A 17730-nucleotide genomic window follows, 5' to 3' on the forward strand; every position below is an offset into this window, starting at 1 on the left:
AATCTGGTTATACTGTGAAGACGACATTCGCCGAAAATTCGTACGTTGCTCTTTCGAGCAGAACTCACAAATTTTACCTTAGCCTGATCCACCAGCAGTGAAACTGGTGTTCAGTCTATATCTATCACATATCCGAATTTTTAAAGAACGATCTGACAAAAGCCAGAAATCAACATTCGAGCTGAATGTTCATTTCTAAGTTCTGACAAGTAACTGCGTACGGCGAAAGTGGTGGAGCCAAGCGGGATCGAACCGCTGACCTCCTGCGTGCAAGGCAGGCGCTCTCCCAGCTGAGCTATGGCCCCGTATTCTACGGCTGAACCATGTAATGGTAGGTCTGGGCAGATTTGAACTGCCGACCTCACCCTTATCAGGGGTGCGCTCTAACCAACTGAGCTACAGACCTATAACAGGGTCGCGTTACAGCATCGTCTTTTACAATGAATCAAGCAATTCGTGTGGGAGCTCATCAGCAGGCTGATGTCGTCGATTAAGGAGGTGATCCAGCCGCAGGTTCCCCTACGGCTACCTTGTTACGACTTCACCCCAGTCATGAATCACACCGTGGTAACCGTCCTCCCGAAGGTTAGACTAGCTACTTCTGGTGCAACCCACTCCCATGGTGTGACGGGCGGTGTGTACAAGGCCCGGGAACGTATTCACCGCGACATTCTGATTCGCGATTACTAGCGATTCCGACTTCACGCAGTCGAGTTGCAGACTGCGATCCGGACTACGATCGGTTTTGTGAGATTAGCTCCACCTCGCGGCTTGGCAACCCTCTGTACCGACCATTGTAGCACGTGTGTAGCCCAGGCCGTAAGGGCCATGATGACTTGACGTCATCCCCACCTTCCTCCGGTTTGTCACCGGCAGTCTCCTTAGAGTGCCCACCATAACGTGCTGGTAACTAAGGACAAGGGTTGCGCTCGTTACGGGACTTAACCCAACATCTCACGACACGAGCTGACGACAGCCATGCAGCACCTGTGTCAGAGTTCCCGAAGGCACCAATCCATCTCTGGAAAGTTCTCTGCATGTCAAGGCCTGGTAAGGTTCTTCGCGTTGCTTCGAATTAAACCACATGCTCCACCGCTTGTGCGGGCCCCCGTCAATTCATTTGAGTTTTAACCTTGCGGCCGTACTCCCCAGGCGGTCAACTTAATGCGTTAGCTGCGCCACTAAAATCTCAAGGATTCCAACGGCTAGTTGACATCGTTTACGGCGTGGACTACCAGGGTATCTAATCCTGTTTGCTCCCCACGCTTTCGCACCTCAGTGTCAGTATCAGTCCAGGTGGTCGCCTTCGCCACTGGTGTTCCTTCCTATATCTACGCATTTCACCGCTACACAGGAAATTCCACCACCCTCTACCGTACTCTAGCTTGCCAGTTTTGGATGCAGTTCCCAGGTTGAGCCCGGGGCTTTCACATCCAACTTAACAAACCACCTACGCGCGCTTTACGCCCAGTAATTCCGATTAACGCTTGCACCCTCTGTATTACCGCGGCTGCTGGCACAGAGTTAGCCGGTGCTTATTCTGTCGGTAACGTCAAAACAGCAAGGTATTAACTTACTGCCCTTCCTCCCAACTTAAAGTGCTTTACAATCCGAAGACCTTCTTCACACACGCGGCATGGCTGGATCAGGCTTTCGCCCATTGTCCAATATTCCCCACTGCTGCCTCCCGTAGGAGTCTGGACCGTGTCTCAGTTCCAGTGTGACTGATCATCCTCTCAGACCAGTTACGGATCGTCGCCTTGGTGAGCCATTACCCCACCAACTAGCTAATCCGACCTAGGCTCATCTGATAGCGCAAGGCCCGAAGGTCCCCTGCTTTCTCCCGTAGGACGTATGCGGTATTAGCGTTCCTTTCGAAACGTTGTCCCCCACTACCAGGCAGATTCCTAGGCATTACTCACCCGTCCGCCGCTGAATCAAGGAGCAAGCTCCCGTCATCCGCTCGACTTGCATGTGTTAGGCCTGCCGCCAGCGTTCAATCTGAGCCATGATCAAACTCTTCAGTTCAATACTGCTTGGGTTTTTAAGAAACCCTAAACTTGGCTCAGCAATCTCAAATGACTATGTGATTTCTCGCATGGTCACTTGTGATGCTGATAATCTTTTTGACTATCAGTCCATACTCACAAGCACCCACACGAATTGCTTGATTCGATTTGTTAAAGAGCGTTTGGTTAAGAGCTTTTCGTCTCAACCGAGGCGCGCATTCTACGCTTTCCTCAGAACCTGTCAAGCGTTTATTTTGAAGTTTTTTGCGAGAAACTCGTTTAGCTTCAAACACTTGACTCAACACAGTGGCTAGCTTTGCTTCGCTACCGCGTTGGAGTGGTGCGCATTATAGGGAGGCCATCGAGAAGGTCAACCTTTAATTTCAATGATTTGAAATATTTCTGGCAAAGCCGCTTGAGGGCTACCACCTCCCCCACCAATTGCGCACTATATTGCTCACCATCTCCCCCGCCCAAGGATTGCCGCATTTAAATGAACACCCAACCCCGCAGCCTGGCCGCCACTCTCTTCCCGATCGGCCTACTGCTTATCGCCATGGCATCGATTCAGTCCGGCGCCTCCCTGGCCAAAAGCATGTTCCCGATCGTCGGCGCACAAGGCACTACCACCCTGCGCCTGATCTTCGCCAGCATCATCATGCTCCTTATATTGCGCCCGTGGCGGGTACGCATGACCGCCAACACGTTGCGCAATGTGGTCATCTACGGCATGGCACTGGGCGGCATGAACTTCCTCTTCTATATGGCCCTGCAAACGGTACCAATCGGTATCGCCGTCGCCCTGGAATTCACCGGCCCGTTGGCCGTGGCGATCTTCTCCTCGCGCCGAGCGATCGATTTCCTGTGGATTGCCCTGGCCATCGCAGGCCTGCTGCTGTTGCTGCCGGCAGGTCACAGCGGCCAGGCACTCGACCCAGTGGGCGCCGCCTATGCGCTGGGGGCGGGTGTGTGCTGGGCGCTGTACATCCTGTTCGGGCAACGTGCAGGGGCCGAGCACGGCATCCAGAGCGCGGCCCTGGGGGTGGTGGTCGCGGCCCTGTTCGTCGCCCCCATCGGTATCGCCCACGCCGGTAGCGCTCTGCTCACACCTGCCGTGATCCCCATGGCGTTTGCCGTTGCAATACTGTCCACCGCCCTGCCATACAGCCTGGAAATGGTTGCCCTTACGCGGATTCCGGCGCGCACGTTCGGCACCCTGATGAGCATCGAACCGGCATTTGGCGCATTGTCCGGCCTGCTTTTCCTCGGCGAGGTGCTGACGCTCACTCAATGGCTGGCGATTCTGGCAATCATTACCGCTTCGGTCGGCACCACCCTGTCCATGCGCAAGGCGCCCAGCCCGGCCATCGCAGCAGACTGATATGAGAAATATTTTCATTTGAGAAAGGATTAATGATTGTAGCAGCCTGTCTCGCTGATTAAGCTGTCACAGAATCATCATCTTTACGCTATCTACTGGGCCGAACACGGACGCTGGGGGAAGGTTCAGGAAGAACCGAAGCGACAACGACAACGACAGGGTCGTGACAACTGATTTGCCCTGCAATTAAGGACAGGAATGAAACGAATTTTTCTCATCCTGGCCATCTTGGCCATTGCTGGATGTGCCGCCACAGCCAAGACCGAGGTGAAAAGGGGCAAGAAGGGCCTGCATATCAATTGCTCCGGTCTTTCTTCCTCGTGGGACAATTGCTACAGCAAGGCCGCAAGCGCCTGCAGCACGCGCGGCTACCGGGTCATTGCGCGCTCGGGCGATAGCGATGAAGAGGCCGGTGACTATTTGTTCGGCATCAACCCGGCGGGTTACACCAGCCGGAGCATGATCATCATCTGTAAATAGAGAAAAGGGCAGTTCGCAAACTGCCCTTTTTCCGCTGCGTTACAGCGGTGCAGTACGCATCTCCAGCCAGGCTAGCGCATCCCCTTGGAGCAAGGGCGCCAGGCGCTCATGTACGCAGGCGTGGTAGCCGTTCAGCCACTCCACCTCCTCCTTGGTCAGCAACTCGGGCAACAGACAGCGGGTGTCGATAGGGCACAGCGTCAAGGTTTCGAACTGCAGGAAGTCACCAAAGGCACTCTTCCCCGCTTCTCGGTTGACCACCAGGTTCTCGATGCGAACGCCCCACAGCCCCGGGCGGTACGTACCCGGCTCGATCGAGCTGATCATGCCCACTTGCATCGCCGTCTGCGGTGCAGGTGCCGCCTGGTAGGCGATCACTTGAGGTCCCTCATGCACGTTCATGAAGTAGCCCACGCCGTGGCCGGTACCATGGCCATAGTCGACCTGGTCAGCCCAGATCGGCGCCCGGGCAATGGCGTCGAGCAACGGCGACAGTACCCCTCGCGGGAACGTGGCACGCGACAAGGCAATCATGCCCTTGAGTACACGGGTGCAGTCCTGCTTCTGAGCCTGGCTGGGGTTACCGACCGGCACCATGCGGGTGATGTCGGTAGTGCCGCCCAGGTACTGACCGCCCGAGTCGATCAGCAGCAAGCCATTACCCTCGATGAGCGCATGCGACTGCTCGGTGGCCCGGTAGTGTGGCATCGCGCCATTGCCATTGAAGGCGGCAATGGTAGAAAAACTCAGTGACACGAAATTCGGCCGTCGAGCTCGCGCGGCACTCAATTGCTCGTCAACCGTCAGCTCGGTAATGACCTCCCGGCCGAGGTTCGCCTCGAACCAGGCGAAAAACTCGCACAAGGCTGCGCCGTCCTGCTCCATGACCTGGCGAATATGCACCAGGTCGTCGTCACCCTTGCAGGACTTGCTCAGCGTGGTGGGGTTTAGCCCCTCGACAAGAATCACCTCTGCCGCCAGGTTGTCCAGCAGGCCGCAGGTGACCCGGGCCGGGTCCACCAGCAACCGCGCCCCCGCAGGAACGGTGCCTAGCGCCTTGCCTGCTTCGCTGTAGTCGCGCACCTCGATGCCGTCGACCTCCAGCACATGACGCAGGTGCTCGTCCACCTTGTCCTGGCCCACGAACAGGATGGCCTGCTGCTGATTGATCAGGGCAAAGGCCAGGAAAACCGGATTGTAGGAGACATCGCTGCCGCGCAGGTTGAACAGCCAGGCAATGTCATCCAGGGTAGCGATGAAATGCCAGTCGGCACCCTTGGCCTGGATGCCCTGGCGCAATTGCGCGAGCTTTTCCGCCCGGCTCACCGTGGCGTGGGGCGGCAGGTGCTGGTACACCGGGTTACCGGGCAGCGCCGGGCGCCCGTCCCAGACCTGACCCAGCAGGTCCATGTCTGTCACCAGCTGCGCTCCACGCGCCTTCAGCCGCTCAGCCAGCTGGCGCGCCGAAGCCAGGGCCATGACCGCACCATCCACTGCCACACGACCGTTGGGCTCGACATTTTCGCCCAACCATTCCAACGCCCCGGGTTTGCCCGGCAACAGTTTCATCAGTTCGATGCCGCTGCCCTTCAGCTCCTGAGCTGCCTGCTCCCAGTAGCGGCTGTCGACCCACAGCCCGGCAAAGCCGGGGGTGACCACCAGCGTACCAACCGAGCCATGGAACCCCGAAAGCCACTGGCGCCCCTGCCAGTAACCGGGCAGGTATTCGGAAAGGTGGGGGTCGGCCGAGGGGACCAGCAAGGCATCGATGCCCCCTGCCGCCATGGCTTGGCGCACGTGCACCAGTCGCTGCGGCACGCTTTGCTCAAGGGTGGTCTGGACGTTCATGCGCTCTCCTGCGGCTTCATAACGGTTGATCCAATAGGCCGATAATGGAACAGCCGCCAGGGCGCTGCAATCGCGACGACCAAGATACGGCATGCCTTGCCCACGACGCCCTGTGCCAATAGGACACTTCCTACAACAGGACCAGGACCACCGATCAAGTTTCCCTGAACTTCCCCAGGACACCGGCTTCACACACAGTACATTCATTGCACACAGGCAAATGACCATGCCCAGTGCCATCGAACCGAAAGCCGGCGTGGTGTTGCTTGACACCCGCGACCACACGCCCGAACACGAGCACGGCGTTCATCTCAAGCTTGCCGAAGGCCTGGCACGTTTGCTGGGCTGCCCACTTATACAGCCCATGCGGCCGCCAGATGCAGCCGATGCCTACTATTATCTGCCAACCGAGACCCTGATCGACCCCAGACGATATGCCGCCTTGGGTATTTGCAGCGAACAGGACCTGTTTGGCGGCATGGTGCCGTACCCCTACATGGCGACCAAGGCGATCTCTCACCCGTTACCCGCCGGAGCCAGCTTCCCGCCAGGCTGGACCGACGACTTCGCCCGACAGGCCAGCGATGCCCTGCTGCGCGGCTACACCGTGTTCAGCAAAGGCGACGCTCGCACTGCCGCACAGTTGCTGCTGCTCGACGGCCCGCTGAGGGTCAAACCGGTACTGGCTTGTGCGGGACGCGGGCAACAGGTCATCACCACTGCAGATGCCCTGGAGCCTCTGCTGGCCGATATGGATGACCACACGTTGGCGCAGTGGGGCCTGGTGCTCGAAGAAGACCTGAGCGAGGTGCAAACCTTCAGCGTCGGCCAGGTGCGCGTCGCCGGCTTGACCTGCAGCTACCACGGCACCCAGCAACTGACACGTGACCATCAGGGTACCGAGGTCTACGGCGGTTCTGACCTGGTGGTGGTACGCGGCGACTATCAGGCGTTGCTACAGCTCCCACTGGACGACCACCTGCGCCTTGCCATCAACCAGGCCATGGTTTACGAACAAGCCGCCGAGCAGCACTTCCCGGGCTTTGTCGCCTCACGTCGCAACTATGACATCGCCCGCGGCATCAGCCCTTCGGGCCATCTGTGCAGCGGGGTGCTCGAACAATCCTGGCGCCTGGGTGGTGCCAGCAGTGCCGAACTGTTGGCCCTGCAGGCGTTTGCCGATGACCCCGCATTGCAACGGGTGCGTGCTTCCACCCACGAAGTATTCGGCAACCCCGACCTGCCCGCTGACGCCACCCTCTTTTACCAAGGAAACGACAGTGAACTCGGACAACTCAGCAAATTTGCGCGGATTCGCGACCATGGCCATTCAGAGTGAAACCGTTGAACTGCAGGTCGAGAATGACCGCATCGCCGGCACTTTGGTCAGCCCGGGCACCAAAATGCCGGGCATTCTCTTCGTACACGGCTGGGGCGGCAGCCAGCAACGTGACCTGGCCCGCGCCCGGCATATCACCGGACTGGGATGCGTGTGCATGACCTTTGACCTGCGCGGTCACGAAAAAACTGAAAGCCAGCGCCTCACGGTCACCCGTGAACAAAACCTGCAGGACTTGCTGGTGGCTTACGATCGACTGGTCAGCCACCCGGCGGTCGACAGCAGCGCCATCGCCGTTATCGGCAGCAGCTATGGCGGTTACCTGGCGACTCTGCTGACCCGCGAACGGCCGGTCAGATGGCTGGCCCTGCGGGTACCTGCCATGTACTGGGATGACGAATGGGGCAGCCCGAAGCAAACCCTTGACCGTCAACGCCTGAATGCCTATCGCCAGCGTCCCTTGGGCCCGGCCGACAACCGCGCGCTGGCCGCGTGCGCAGAATTCGGCGGGGATGTGTTGCTGGTGGAGTCCGAGCAGGATGACTACGTGCCGCACAGTACCTTGATGAATTACCGCTCGGCGTTCGTCAACGCCCACTCGCTCACCCATCGCATCGTCGACGGCGCCGACCACGCGCTGTCCAGCGAACAGAGCCAGAAAGCGTACAGCTCGCTCCTGGCGGCATGGATCAGCGAAATGGTCATCGGTGCCCGCCTGGATCGCTACCCGCACTACGCACCTTGGTATGCCTGAGGACCGCCCATCTGGCAATGCAGCACGCCATCGTCCCCGCGCACCAGGCTGCGCAGGGCCTGGTAGGCGGCGAAGTTGACACCGCGTGCCTGATGCTGGCCCAGCAGGTCAAGAAACGATTCCTCGACGAAGTGCACGGCCGCCGCAGCCCAGGCCTGGCGTGACTGCCATTGCAGGTACTGCAACACCCGGCAGCCATCGTCGCTGGCCTGGATGCTCACACCCTGCAGCCCTTCGCAACGCGCAGCCAATGCTTCACTACGCTCCACCAGGGCCTGAGCCAATGCTTGCTGGTACATACTGGGTACTTCGTATTCGATCATCTGGGTGAACCACAAGGCATGAGGTGTTGCCAACATCGACAGTCTCCTGGCTACGTACGCATGCAGCGCGATGCCGAGCAGGGTAAGACCTCAAGTAAAGTCAAGGTCAAGTGGTTTCTACAGACCCTGGCCGGATACCGCAAACCGCCGCCGATAGTCACTCGGGGTAAGGCCGATGACACGCTGGAACACCTTGCGAAACGCGCCCGGATCCTGGTAACCGACACCCCACGCGATCTGTTCGACGGTGCGCCGGGTAAACTCCAGCAAGCGGCACGCCCGCCCCACCCTCACCTGCTGGCAATACTCGGTCGGGCGCAGCCCGGTAGCGGCACGAAAGCGCCGCAAGAAAGTGCGCGCCTCGAGCCCCGCGCAGGCCGCCATCGTGGCCAGGTCGGCATCCTGCCCGCCATTGCCCTGCAACCAGTGCTGCACCTTCAACACGGCCTCGTCGCCGTGGTCCAGGCGCGGGTTGAACACAGCGCCGGGCAGCGGCGCCGCGACCGGATCGACGGCCAGATAGCGAGCGGTCTCCTGAGCCACCGTCGCCCCCAAAAAGCGCTCCAGCAAGCGCAAGCCGAGGTCCGTCCAGGCCATCAACCCTGCCGAGGTCACGATGTCGCCGTCATCCAGCAACGGCTGCTGGGCCTCCACCCGCACCCTGGGGAAGCGCTGGGCAAGCGCCTGCACATAGTTCCAGTGCGTGCAGGCCGGGCGCCCGTCGAGCAAACCGCTGGCGGCAATGAAAAATACACCGATGCATACCGACGCCAGCACCGTACCACGCCCGTGCAGCAGGCACAGCGGCGCGCGGTGGCGTTCGAGCAATTCGGTTTGCGGGGCCGACTCCAGGCTTGGCGGAATGATCAGGACGCGCAGGCCCGGTACGGTGACAGCAGAGTTATCCGACGCAGGCAACAACTGCCCCGTCTCATCTGCCTGCCAGCAACTGACGCGAATGTGTGGCAACTCGACGGCCCCCAGTTCGGCCGCAACCCGGTTGGCCACCAGGAACAGGTCGGCCAGGCCATGCACAGCGGCGCGCTGCACGCCGGGGTACAACAGCAAGCCGATATCCAGGTTAGCGCCGGTGTCAGTTTTTGCCCGCATAGTGTCGTTCGCGCCAATCCTCAGGTGGGTGAACACAGCCTATAACTAACGTCTCTCGACGACTACTGCCACAGGAGGCAGCATGAGCAAGCAGGCACTGATCATCATCGACATCCAGAACGACTACTTCCCGGGCGGCAAGTGGCCCCTCGATGGCGTCGACCAGGCAGCCGACAACGCCGCCCGCCTGCTGGCAGCAGCACGCCAGCGCGGCGACCTGGTGGTGCATGTGCGGCATGAGTTCGACACTGCCGATGCCCCCTTCTTTGCCCCCGGTTCGCAGGGTGCGGCCATCCACGCCAAGGTCGAGCCATTGCCGGGCGAGCCGGTGGTGCTCAAGCACAAGGTCAACGCCTTTCTCGGTACCGATCTTGAGCACACGCTGGACCGGCATGGCGTCGAGGCGCTGACCATCGTCGGCAGCATGAGCCACATGTGCATTGATGCTGCCACCCGGGCTGCGGCCGATATGGGCTATCAAGTGACCGTGGCGCACGATGCCTGCGCAACCCTGCCACTGACCTTCGACGGCAAGCAGGTGCCGGCGGCTCATGTGCACGATTCGGCGATGGCGGCGCTGGCGTTTGCCTATGCCGATGTGGTGAAGACCGAGGAGCTTCTGAAAAACTGATCGGCTTGAGACCTTTGGGGCCGCACAGCAGCCCCAAAGCCTGCAGCCTCAAATCACCACATTGCGCACAAACCGAACAGCCACCACGCCATCGTTACGGTAGGCATACCGGCAATTGCTGGGGAACACATGGAACTGCCCCACCCGCAAGCGATGCTCGACCTCTTCGATGATCAGCGTCAGTTGCCCATCGACCACGTAGATCTGCTCGCTCCAGCCTTCGGCATCGGCCTCACTGCAATAGCACTCCCCCGGTGCCAGGGTCCATTCCCAAAGTTCCACCTCGCGCCTTGCCGGGCTGGTGCCCAGCAACACCGCTCGGCTGTGCGGGTGTTCGCCAGCCCACGCCAGCTCTTCAATGCGCCCGGGGTCGCGCAGCTCAGGCGCCTGGATCAGGGTACTGAAAGCCACGCCCAAGGCTTCGGCAATCAGGTCCAATGTGGTCAGGCTGACATTCTTCTCGCCCGCCTCGATCGCGACCAGCATGCGCCGGCTGACCCCTGAACGCTCGGCCAGTGCCGCCTGACTCATGCCGGCGGCGTTGCGCAGGCGGCGCACATTGAGACTGACATGTTGCAGCACCGATGCCCGGTGCGAAGAATCCTTGTGCACTATATTGCTCACTGGTCAAGATTGCGCAGTATACTGCCCACTTTTGCGGCGATTGTGCGCCGCCCTTTCCGAGTGTGCAAGACCATGAACCAGCCCAGCAACAAGCCCACCCCTGCCGTCACCTTCCGCCTGAGCAAGGCCGAACTGGTGCTGGTATTCATCACCATGTTGTGGGGCGGCACGTTCCTGTTGGTGCATAACGTGATGGCCGTCAGCGGCCCGATGTTCTTCGTCGGCCTGCGCTTTGCGGCAGCCGCGCTGTTCGTTGGTGTGGTCTCGGCGCGAGCGCTGCCCGGTCTGACCTTCACCGAACTGAAGGCCGGCATGCTGATCGGCGTGTCGATCATGCTCGGCTATGGCCTGCAGACCATGGGCCTGCAGACCATCAGCAGCAGCCAGTCAGCGTTCATCACTGCGCTGTACGTCCCGTTCGTGCCGCTGCTGCAGTGGCTGGTGCTGGGGCGTCGCCCTGGCCTGATGCCCAGCATGGGTATCTGCCTGGCATTCATCGGCCTGATGCTGCTGGCCGGGCCGGAAGGCGGCAGCCTGCGTTTCAGCGAGGGCGAACTGGTCACCCTGATCAGCGCCGTGGCCATCGCCGGTGAAATCATTCTGATCAGCCGCTACGCCGGTCAGGTCGATGTGCGCCGGGTTACTGTGGTGCAACTGGCGACTGCATCGCTGCTGGCGTTCCTGATGATCGTGCCGACCCAGGAGCGCATCCCCGACTTCTCCTGGCTGTTGCTGGCCAGTGCAGTGGGCCTGGGCGCAATGAGTGCAGTGATCCAAGTGGCGATGAACTGGGCACAGAAGTCGGTCTCGCCCACCCGCGCCACACTCATTTATGCCGGTGAACCGGTGTGGGCCGGCATCGTCGGGCGTCTGGCGGGCGAGCGCCTGCCTGGCGTGGCGCTGCTCGGCGGCCTGCTGATCGTGGTCGCCGTGGTGGTCAGTGAACTCAAAGTGCGGCGCCCTCGCGAAACTGTCGAAACACGCGATGTGCAGAACCCGGGCGAACGCCAGGCGGGGCTGTAAAACGGTCACCAGCGGCTATTCTTTGTAAAAAACTGTTATAAAAAAACCGCTTGTCACAGCCGGTTTGTAGGATCCTGCGACAGCTTGCGTGTTGGTGATAAACACCTCGGCACGTATGATTCTTTGCAAACTTCTCCAGAATAGGCCGCTATGTCCTTGATAGTGCTATTGCTTCTGCCGTTCGTGGGCAGTTGCCTGGCAGCTGTGCTGCCGCACAACGCACGTAACGCCGAGTCCATTCTTGCCGGGCTCGTAGCCCTGGTCGGCACCGTCCAGGTAGCACTTCTGTACCCTCAGGTTGCCCATGGTGGCGTCATTCGCGAAGAGTTCCTGTGGCTGCCCAGCCTGGGAATGAACCTGGTGTTGCGCATGGACGGCTTTGCCTGGCTGTTCTCGTTGCTGGTACTGGGCATTGGCGCACTGGTATCGCTGTATGCCCGCTACTACATGTCACCGCAAGATCCGGTACCACGCTTCTTCGCGTTCTTCCTGGCCTTCATGGGCGCCATGCTCGGCCTGGTCATCTCCGGCAACCTGATCCAACTGGTGTTCTTCTGGGAACTGACCAGCCTGTTCTCCTTCCTGCTGATCGGCTACTGGCACCACCGCGCCGACGCCCGTCGCGGCGCCTACATGGCGCTGATGGTAACCGGTGCAGGCGGCTTGTGCCTGCTGGTAGGGGCCCTGCTGCTCGGCCATGTGGTCGGCAGCTATGACCTGGACAAGGTCCTGGCTGCCGGGCATGTCATCCGCCAGCATGCGCTTTACCCGGTGCTGCTGCCCCTGATACTCATCGGCGCCCTGACCAAGAGCGCACAGTTTCCCTTCCAGTTCTGGCTGCCCCACGCCATGGCAGCGCCCACACCGGTGTCGGCCTATTTGCACTCTGCAACCATGGTCAAGGCCGGGGTGTTCCTGCTGGCACGCCTGTGGCCGGTACTTTCCGGTAGCGAGGAGTGGTTCTGGATCGTTGGCGGTGCCGGCGCCCTCACCCTGCTGCTCGGCGCTTTCGCCGCCATGTTCCAGAACGACCTCAAGGGCCTGCTGGCCTATTCGACCATCAGCCACCTGGGCCTGATTACCCTGCTGCTGGGCCTTAACAGCCCGCTGGCTGCCGTCGCCGCGGTATTCCACATTCTCAACCATGCCACCTTCAAGGCCTCGCTGTTCATGGCCGCCGGCATCATCGACCACGAGAGCGGCACCCGTGACATTCGCCGCCTCAGCGGCCTGATCCGCCTGGTGCCCTACACCGCGACCCTGGCCATGGTCGCCAGCGCGTCGATGGCCGGCGTGCCGCTGATGAACGGCTTCCTGTCGAAGGAAATGTTCTTCGCCGAAACGGTATTCATCAGTTCCACCGCCTGGGTCGAGGCCACGCTGCCGGTAATCGCCACCCTGGCCGGCACCTTCAGCGTGGCGTATGCCCTGCGTTTTACCGTCGATGTGTTCTTCGGGCCGACAGCCCAGGACCTGCCCCATACCCCGCACGAGCCGCCACGCTGGATGCGTGCTCCGGTGGAGCTGCTGGTGCTCACGTGCCTGGTAGTGGGCATCTTCCCCACCCAGTCGGTCGGCCCCCTGTTGGCCGCTGCGGCCCTGCCGGTGGTTGGCGGTACCCTGCCGGAATACAGCCTGGCCATCTGGCATGGCTGGAACGCGCCGATGATCATGAGCCTGGTCGCCATGAGCGGCGGCATCGTCCTGTACCTGTTGCTGCGCAAGCAACTGCGCCTGGGCCGCTTCCCCTACCCGCCCGTGATCGAGCGCTTCAATGGCAAGCGACTGTTCGAGCACGGCCAGGTTCACCTGATGCTGCTGGCGCGTCGCATCGAGCGCGTGCTCACCACCCGCCGACTGCAGTCGCAGCTGTTCATGCTGGTATTCGCCGCGTTCCTCGCGGGCCTCACGCCTATGCTGTATAGCGGCCTGAGCTGGGGTGATCGCCCGAAGATTCCCGGTTCGGGCGTGTTCGTCGCCCTGTGGCTGATCGCCATTGCCTGCGCCATCGGCGCCGCCTATCAGGCCAAGTACCACCGCCTGGCGGCACTGATCATGGTCAGCGTCTGCGGCCTGATGACCTGCATCACTTTCGTCTGGTTCTCTGCGCCCGACCTGGCACTGACCCAGTTGGTGGTGGAAGTGGTCACCACCGTCCTGATCCTGCTTGGCCTGCGCTGGCTGCCACGGCGTATCGAAGGCGTGTCGCCGCTGCCTGGTAGCCTGGAGCGCGCGCGCCTGCGCCGCCTGCGCGACTTGCTGCTGGCCGTGCTGGTGGGTGGCGGCATGGCGCTGCTGTCGTACGCCATGCTGACCCGGCCGACGCCCAACGACATTTCCTCGTTCTATTTGAGCCGCGCATTGCCTCAGGGCGGCGGCACCAATGTGGTCAATGTCATGTTGGTCGACTTCCGCGGCTTCGATACCCTCGGTGAAATCACCGTATTGGTGGCTGTGGCATTGACCGTGTTCGCCCTGCTACGGCGCTTCCGTCCTCCGAAAGAGAGCATGCAGCTGCCGGCGCAACAACGCCAGTTGGCGCCAGACGTGGTCACCGACCTGATCAACCCGCGGCATGCCACCGATACCGCGCTGGGCTTCATGATGGTGCCTGCAGCGTTGGTGCGCCTGCTGCTACCGATCGCCTTGCTGGTGTCGATGTACCTGTTCATGCGCGGGCACAACCAGCCCGGTGGCGGGTTTGTCGCTGGCTTGGTCATGTCGGTGGCGTTCATCCTCCAGTACATGGTGGCCGGCACCCAGTGGGTCGAGGCGCAGATGAGCCTGCGGCCGCTGCGCTGGATGGGTACCGGGCTGCTGTGCGCGACCCTGACCGGGGTCGGCGCCATGCTGCTGGGTTACCCGTTCCTCACCACCCATACCGCCCACTTGCACCTGCCGTTGCTGGGTGATGTGCACGTGGCCAGCGCGCTGTTCTTCGATATCGGCGTATACACCGTCGTGGTCGGCTCGACGTTGCTGATCCTCACGGCCCTGGCGCACCAGTCGGTGCGCGCCTATCGCCCGGGCAACCCGGCAAAAACCAGCCAAGCAGGAGCCGCCTGATGGAAGAAGTGATTGCAGTCGCCATCGGCGTGCTGGCTGCCTCCGGGGTGTGGCTGATCCTGCGCCCGCGTACCTACCAGGTGATCATGGGCCTGTGCCTGCTTTCGTACGGGGTCAACCTGTTCATCTTCAGCATGGGCAGCCTGTTCATCGGCAAGGAGCCAATCATCAAGGATGGCGTTACCCAGGACCTGTTGCATTACACCGACCCGCTGCCACAGGCACTGGTGCTCACCGCCATCGTCATCAGTTTCGCCATGACCGCGCTGTTCCTGGTGGTGCTGCTGGCCTCGCGCGGCCTGACCGGTACCGACCACGTGGATGGCCGGGAGCGTGACGAATGAGTGATCTGAGTCAACTGATTGTCGCCCCCATCCTGCTGCCGCTGATTACGGCCGCGATAATGTTGCTGCTGGGTGAAAAGCACAGGCACATCAAGGCCAGGCTGAACCTGCTGTCTACCTTCTCCGGCCTGGCAATCGCGGTCTGTCTGCTGCTGTGGGTGCGCACCCAGGGCCAGGCAGCGTCGATTGGCGTGTACCTGCCGGGCAACTGGCCGGCGCCATTCGGCATTGTGCTGGTGGTGGACCACCTGTCCGCGCTCTTGCTGACCCTGACCGGGGTCATCGGTTTCAGCGCGCTGCTATTTGCCCGTGCCCGCTGGGACGGTGCAGGGGCCAGCTTCCATGCGCTGTTCCAGATTCAGCTGATGGGGCTGTACGGCGCCTTCCTCACCGCCGACCTGTTCAACCTGTTCGTCTTCTTCGAAGTGCTGCTGGCCGCCTCCTATGGCCTGCTGCTGCATGGTTCGGGGCGTGCGCGGGTGCGCGCAGGCCTGCACTACATCGCTATCAACCTGTTTGCCTCGTCGCTGTTCCTGATCGGCGCAGCGATGCTGTATGGCGTGACCGGCACCCTGAACATGGCCGACCTGGCGCTGAAGGTTCCACTGGTACCGGAGGCCGACCGTGGCCTGCTGCATGCCGGCGCAGCAATCCTGGCCGTGGCCTTCCTGGTCAAGGCCGGTATCTGGCCGCTGAACTTCTGGCTGGTGCCAGCTTACGCGTCAGCCAGCGCGCCGGTGGCTGCACTGTTCGCCATCATGACCAAAGTCGGCCTGTACGCCGTGCTGCGCCTGTGGACGCTGCTGTTCTCCGGGCAGGCCGGGGCCTCGGCTTACTTCGGCGGCGAATGGCTGGTTTACGGCGGCCTGGTCACCCTTGCGGTGGCAGCGGTATCGATCCTGGCAGCACAGCGCCTGGAGCGTATGGCGGCACTCAGCATCCTGGTTTCGGCCGGCACGCTGCTGGGTGCGGTGGGTTTTGCCCAGGCGGCCCTGACCGGCGCTGCGCTGTTCTACCTGGTCAACTCGACCCTTGCGCTGTGCGCACTGTTCCTGCTCGCCGAACTGGTCGAACGCTCACGCTCGGCCAATGAAGCGCCGCTGGACGAAGAAGAAGACGCCATGCCACCGCCACTGGAATCGCTGCACCCGCCCAAGGGCATCAACCTCGACGATGAACAGCAGGTGGTAATCGGCCAGATCATCCCGTGGACCATGGCCTTCCTCGGCCTCAGCTTCATTGCCTGCGCACTACTGATCATCGGCATGCCGCCGCTGTCGGGCTTTGTCGGCAAGCTCAACCTGATCAGCGCGCTGTTCAATCCACTGGGCCTCGGCGTACCGGCCGAGCAGCCGCTGAGTGCCGCCGGCTGGGGCCTGGTAGCGTTGCTGATCCTGTCCGGCATGGCCTCGCTGATCGCCTTCGGCCGCGTCGGCATCCAGCGTTTCTGGAAGCCCGAAGAGCGCCCGTCACCGGTGCTGCGGCGCTATGAATGCCTGCCCATCGTCATCCTGCTCGGCTTGTGCCTCATCCTCAGCTTCAAGGCCGAGCCGTTGCTGCGCTACACCCAGGACACTGCCGCCAGCCTGCAGGCCCCCGATGCTTATATCAAAGCCGTGATGGCCGCCCAGCCGATTCCTGGCCCCACCTCGCGCGACGTACAGGTGCAGCCATGAACCGACTGTTCCCCGCTCCACTGTTATCGGTCTCGCTGTTTGGCCTGTGGCTGCTGCTGAACCTCTCGGTCAGCCCCGGCAACCTGCTGCTGGGTGCCGCACTTGGCATACTGGCGCCACTGTTGATGGCGCCCCTGCGCCCGCAGCATGCACACGTACGGCGACCCCTCGCCATCGCCCGCCTCATCTGCCGGGTCGGCATCGATGTGATCACCTCCAACCTGCTGGTGGCCCGTGGTGTACTGCGGGCCGGCAAGCAGCCGCCGCGCTCTGCGTTCGTTCACATACCATTGGCATTGCGTGACCCCCACGGCCTGGCAGCGCTGTCGATGATCACCACCGTGGTGCCTGGTACAGTCTGGTCCGAACTGGCACTGGACCGCAGTGTGCTGTTGCTGCATGTGTTTGAGCTGGACGATGAGGCGGCCTTCATACAGCACTTCAAGGACACTTACGAACGCCCGCTTATGGAGATTTTCCAATGACAGGCCTGCTCGCCAATGCCGTCCTCGCCAGCCTGTTCATCTTCGCCCTGGCCATGGGCCTGGCGCTGATCCGGCTGTTCCGTGGCCCGTCCGCCCAAGACCGCGTGCTGGCCCTGGACTACCTGTACATCCTGGCCATGCTCACCATGCTGGTGCTGGGTATCCGTTATGCCAGTGACACCTACTTCGAAGGTGCCCTGCTGATTGCACTGTTTGGTTTCGTCGGCTCGTTTGCCTTGGCCAAGTTTCTGCTACGCGGTGAGGTGATCGAATGACTGAAGCCCTGGTACTGCCGTTCTGGCTGGAGCTGGTCACTGCCGCGCTACTGCTCACCGGCAGCCTGTTCGCCCTGGTCGGTGCTATAGGCCTGGTACGCCTGAAAGACTACTTCCAGCGCATGCACCCGCCAGCGCTGGCCTCGACCCTTGGTGCCTGGTGCGTGGCACTGGCCTCGATCATCTACTTTTCGTGGCTCAAGGGCACCCCGGTGCTCCACGCGTGGCTGATTCCGATCCTGCTGTCGATCACCGTGCCGATAACCACGCTGTTGCTGGCGCGGGCGGCGCTATTCCGCAAGCGCATGTCGAAAGAGCCGGTGCCTGAAGAGGTCAGCAGCGGCCGGGACCGTGGCAATTGA

At 61.5% G+C, this 17730-nt stretch carries 16 protein-coding genes, 2 tRNA genes and 1 rRNA gene; 12 read left to right on the top strand and 7 right to left on the bottom strand.

All coding sequences use genetic code 11. From position 1 onward, the window contains the following. Positions 1-229 precede the first annotated feature (229 nt). From PRJ_RS18275 to PRJ_RS18285, 3 genes are all read right to left on the bottom strand, one after another. Positions 230-305 (bottom strand) — tRNA-Ala (locus tag PRJ_RS18275). 24 nt (positions 306-329) lie between these two features. Beyond that, a tRNA-Ile gene (locus tag PRJ_RS18280) sits at positions 330-406 on the bottom strand. A gap of 85 nt (positions 407-491) precedes the next feature. Next, positions 492-2028, bottom strand: a 16S ribosomal RNA gene (locus PRJ_RS18285). A 474-nt stretch (positions 2029-2502) separates the two neighbouring features. Here PRJ_RS18285 and rhtA point away from each other — a divergent pair. Then, a complete protein-coding gene (gene rhtA / locus PRJ_RS18290; RefSeq protein WP_010953215.1) occupies positions 2503-3390 on the top strand; it encodes a threonine/homoserine exporter RhtA in 888 nt (295 codons plus the stop codon). A gap of 198 nt (positions 3391-3588) precedes the next feature. After that, positions 3589-3870, top strand: a complete 282-nt coding sequence (locus PRJ_RS18295) for a hypothetical protein (protein ID WP_014591706.1) — start codon at positions 3589-3591, stop codon at positions 3868-3870. A 39-nt stretch (positions 3871-3909) separates the two neighbouring features. On the opposite strand, the gene PRJ_RS18300 is transcribed toward PRJ_RS18295, so the two are convergent. Further along, positions 3910-5718, bottom strand: a complete 1809-nt coding sequence (locus PRJ_RS18300) for an aminopeptidase P family protein (RefSeq protein ID WP_104962161.1) — start codon at positions 5716-5718, stop codon at positions 3910-3912. Between the two features lie 220 nt (positions 5719-5938). On the opposite strand from PRJ_RS18300, the gene PRJ_RS18305 reads away from it, so the two are divergent. Together PRJ_RS18305 and PRJ_RS18310 are read left to right on the top strand one after the other, a co-directional pair. Beyond that, complete coding sequence (locus tag PRJ_RS18305) at positions 5939-7057, top strand: DUF3182 family protein (RefSeq protein ID WP_104962162.1); 1119 nt, start codon at positions 5939-5941, stop codon at positions 7055-7057. After that, positions 7041-7811 carry a S9 family peptidase gene (locus tag PRJ_RS18310; protein ID WP_104962163.1) on the top strand — a complete coding sequence of 257 codons (771 nt, stop codon included), beginning with the start codon at positions 7041-7043 and terminating at the stop codon, positions 7809-7811. Before PRJ_RS18305 ends, PRJ_RS18310 begins: the two co-directional genes overlap by 17 nt. On the opposite strand, the gene PRJ_RS18315 is transcribed toward PRJ_RS18310, so the two are convergent. Both PRJ_RS18315 and PRJ_RS18320 read right to left on the bottom strand, forming a co-directional pair. Then, on the bottom strand, positions 7790-8170 hold the full coding sequence (locus tag PRJ_RS18315; RefSeq protein WP_010953211.1) for an antibiotic biosynthesis monooxygenase: 381 nt from the start codon (positions 8168-8170) through the stop codon (positions 7790-7792). The genes PRJ_RS18310 and PRJ_RS18315 overlap by 22 nt on opposite strands. Before the next feature lie 81 nt (positions 8171-8251). Further along, positions 8252-9244, bottom strand: coding sequence for a GlxA family transcriptional regulator (locus tag PRJ_RS18320; RefSeq protein WP_104962164.1), 993 nt, complete (start codon positions 9242-9244; stop codon positions 8252-8254). Between the two features lie 82 nt (positions 9245-9326). On the opposite strand from PRJ_RS18320, the gene PRJ_RS18325 reads away from it, so the two are divergent. Next, complete coding sequence (locus PRJ_RS18325) at positions 9327-9875, top strand: cysteine hydrolase family protein (RefSeq protein ID WP_020191578.1); 549 nt, start codon at positions 9327-9329, stop codon at positions 9873-9875. Between the two features lie 48 nt (positions 9876-9923). Here the strand turns inward: PRJ_RS18325 and PRJ_RS18330 are convergent, their stop codons facing one another. Continuing rightward, positions 9924-10487, bottom strand: coding sequence for a helix-turn-helix domain-containing protein (locus tag PRJ_RS18330; RefSeq protein ID WP_177413618.1), 564 nt, complete (start codon positions 10485-10487; stop codon positions 9924-9926). 84 nt (positions 10488-10571) lie between these two features. Between PRJ_RS18330 and PRJ_RS18335 the strand changes: the two genes are divergently transcribed. The 7 genes from PRJ_RS18335 to PRJ_RS18365 all read left to right on the top strand — a co-directional run bounded on the left by PRJ_RS18335 (position 10572) and on the right by PRJ_RS18365 (position 17730). Further along, positions 10572-11522: a DMT family transporter gene (locus PRJ_RS18335; RefSeq protein ID WP_020191580.1), complete on the top strand. Its 951-nt coding sequence runs from the start codon at positions 10572-10574 to the stop codon at positions 11520-11522. A gap of 150 nt (positions 11523-11672) precedes the next feature. Next, positions 11673-14588, top strand: a complete 2916-nt coding sequence (locus PRJ_RS18340) for a monovalent cation/H+ antiporter subunit A (RefSeq protein ID WP_104962166.1) — start codon at positions 11673-11675, stop codon at positions 14586-14588. Further along, the gene (locus tag PRJ_RS18345; RefSeq protein WP_003250128.1) at positions 14588-14932 is read left to right on the top strand and encodes a Na+/H+ antiporter subunit C; all 345 of its coding nucleotides are present in this window, start codon (positions 14588-14590) and stop codon (positions 14930-14932) included. The genes PRJ_RS18340 and PRJ_RS18345 overlap by 1 nt, the downstream gene beginning before the upstream one ends. Beyond that, entirely contained in the window at positions 14929-16608 is a 1680-nt protein-coding gene (locus PRJ_RS18350; protein ID WP_104962167.1) for a monovalent cation/H+ antiporter subunit D, read from the top strand. The genes PRJ_RS18345 and PRJ_RS18350 overlap by 4 nt, the downstream gene beginning before the upstream one ends. Then, the gene (locus tag PRJ_RS18355; RefSeq protein WP_014591717.1) at positions 16605-17093 is read left to right on the top strand and encodes a Na+/H+ antiporter subunit E; all 489 of its coding nucleotides are present in this window, start codon (positions 16605-16607) and stop codon (positions 17091-17093) included. Before PRJ_RS18350 ends, PRJ_RS18355 begins: the two co-directional genes overlap by 4 nt. Then, positions 17090-17368, top strand: a complete 279-nt coding sequence (locus tag PRJ_RS18360) for a K+/H+ antiporter subunit F (protein WP_003250109.1) — start codon at positions 17090-17092, stop codon at positions 17366-17368. Before PRJ_RS18355 ends, PRJ_RS18360 begins: the two co-directional genes overlap by 4 nt. After that, the gene (locus PRJ_RS18365; RefSeq protein ID WP_003250107.1) at positions 17365-17730 is read left to right on the top strand and encodes a Na+/H+ antiporter subunit G; all 366 of its coding nucleotides are present in this window, start codon (positions 17365-17367) and stop codon (positions 17728-17730) included. Before PRJ_RS18360 ends, PRJ_RS18365 begins: the two co-directional genes overlap by 4 nt.

The sequence above is a fragment of the Pseudomonas sp. XWY-1 genome, assembly GCF_002953115.1.
Taxonomy (GTDB): domain Bacteria; phylum Pseudomonadota; class Gammaproteobacteria; order Pseudomonadales; family Pseudomonadaceae; genus Aquipseudomonas; species Aquipseudomonas alloputida.

Bases quoted from the DNA above. Each gene is read 5' to 3' on its own strand.
- PRJ_RS18320 (WP_104962164.1), bottom strand. From the start codon at position 9,244: ATGCGGGCAAAAACTGACACCGGCGCTAACCTGGATATCGGCTTGCTG.
- rhtA (WP_010953215.1), top strand. From the start codon at position 2,503: ATGAACACCCAACCCCGCAGCCTGGCCGCCACTCTCTTCCCGATCGGC.
- PRJ_RS18335 (WP_020191580.1), top strand. From the start codon at position 10,572: ATGAACCAGCCCAGCAACAAGCCCACCCCTGCCGTCACCTTCCGCCTG.
- PRJ_RS18340 (WP_104962166.1), top strand. From the start codon at position 11,673: ATGTCCTTGATAGTGCTATTGCTTCTGCCGTTCGTGGGCAGTTGCCTG.
- PRJ_RS18300 (WP_104962161.1), bottom strand. From the start codon at position 5,718: ATGAACGTCCAGACCACCCTTGAGCAAAGCGTGCCGCAGCGACTGGTG.
- PRJ_RS18365 (WP_003250107.1), top strand. From the start codon at position 17,365: ATGACTGAAGCCCTGGTACTGCCGTTCTGGCTGGAGCTGGTCACTGCC.
- PRJ_RS18315 (WP_010953211.1), bottom strand. From the start codon at position 8,170: ATGTTGGCAACACCTCATGCCTTGTGGTTCACCCAGATGATCGAATAC.
- PRJ_RS18350 (WP_104962167.1), top strand. From the start codon at position 14,929: ATGAGTGATCTGAGTCAACTGATTGTCGCCCCCATCCTGCTGCCGCTG.
- PRJ_RS18345 (WP_003250128.1), top strand. From the start codon at position 14,588: ATGGAAGAAGTGATTGCAGTCGCCATCGGCGTGCTGGCTGCCTCCGGG.
- PRJ_RS18295 (WP_014591706.1), top strand. From the start codon at position 3,589: ATGAAACGAATTTTTCTCATCCTGGCCATCTTGGCCATTGCTGGATGT.
- PRJ_RS18325 (WP_020191578.1), top strand. From the start codon at position 9,327: ATGAGCAAGCAGGCACTGATCATCATCGACATCCAGAACGACTACTTC.
- PRJ_RS18310 (WP_104962163.1), top strand. From the start codon at position 7,041: ATGGCCATTCAGAGTGAAACCGTTGAACTGCAGGTCGAGAATGACCGC.
- PRJ_RS18355 (WP_014591717.1), top strand. From the start codon at position 16,605: ATGAACCGACTGTTCCCCGCTCCACTGTTATCGGTCTCGCTGTTTGGC.
- PRJ_RS18305 (WP_104962162.1), top strand. From the start codon at position 5,939: ATGACCATGCCCAGTGCCATCGAACCGAAAGCCGGCGTGGTGTTGCTT.
- PRJ_RS18360 (WP_003250109.1), top strand. From the start codon at position 17,090: ATGACAGGCCTGCTCGCCAATGCCGTCCTCGCCAGCCTGTTCATCTTC.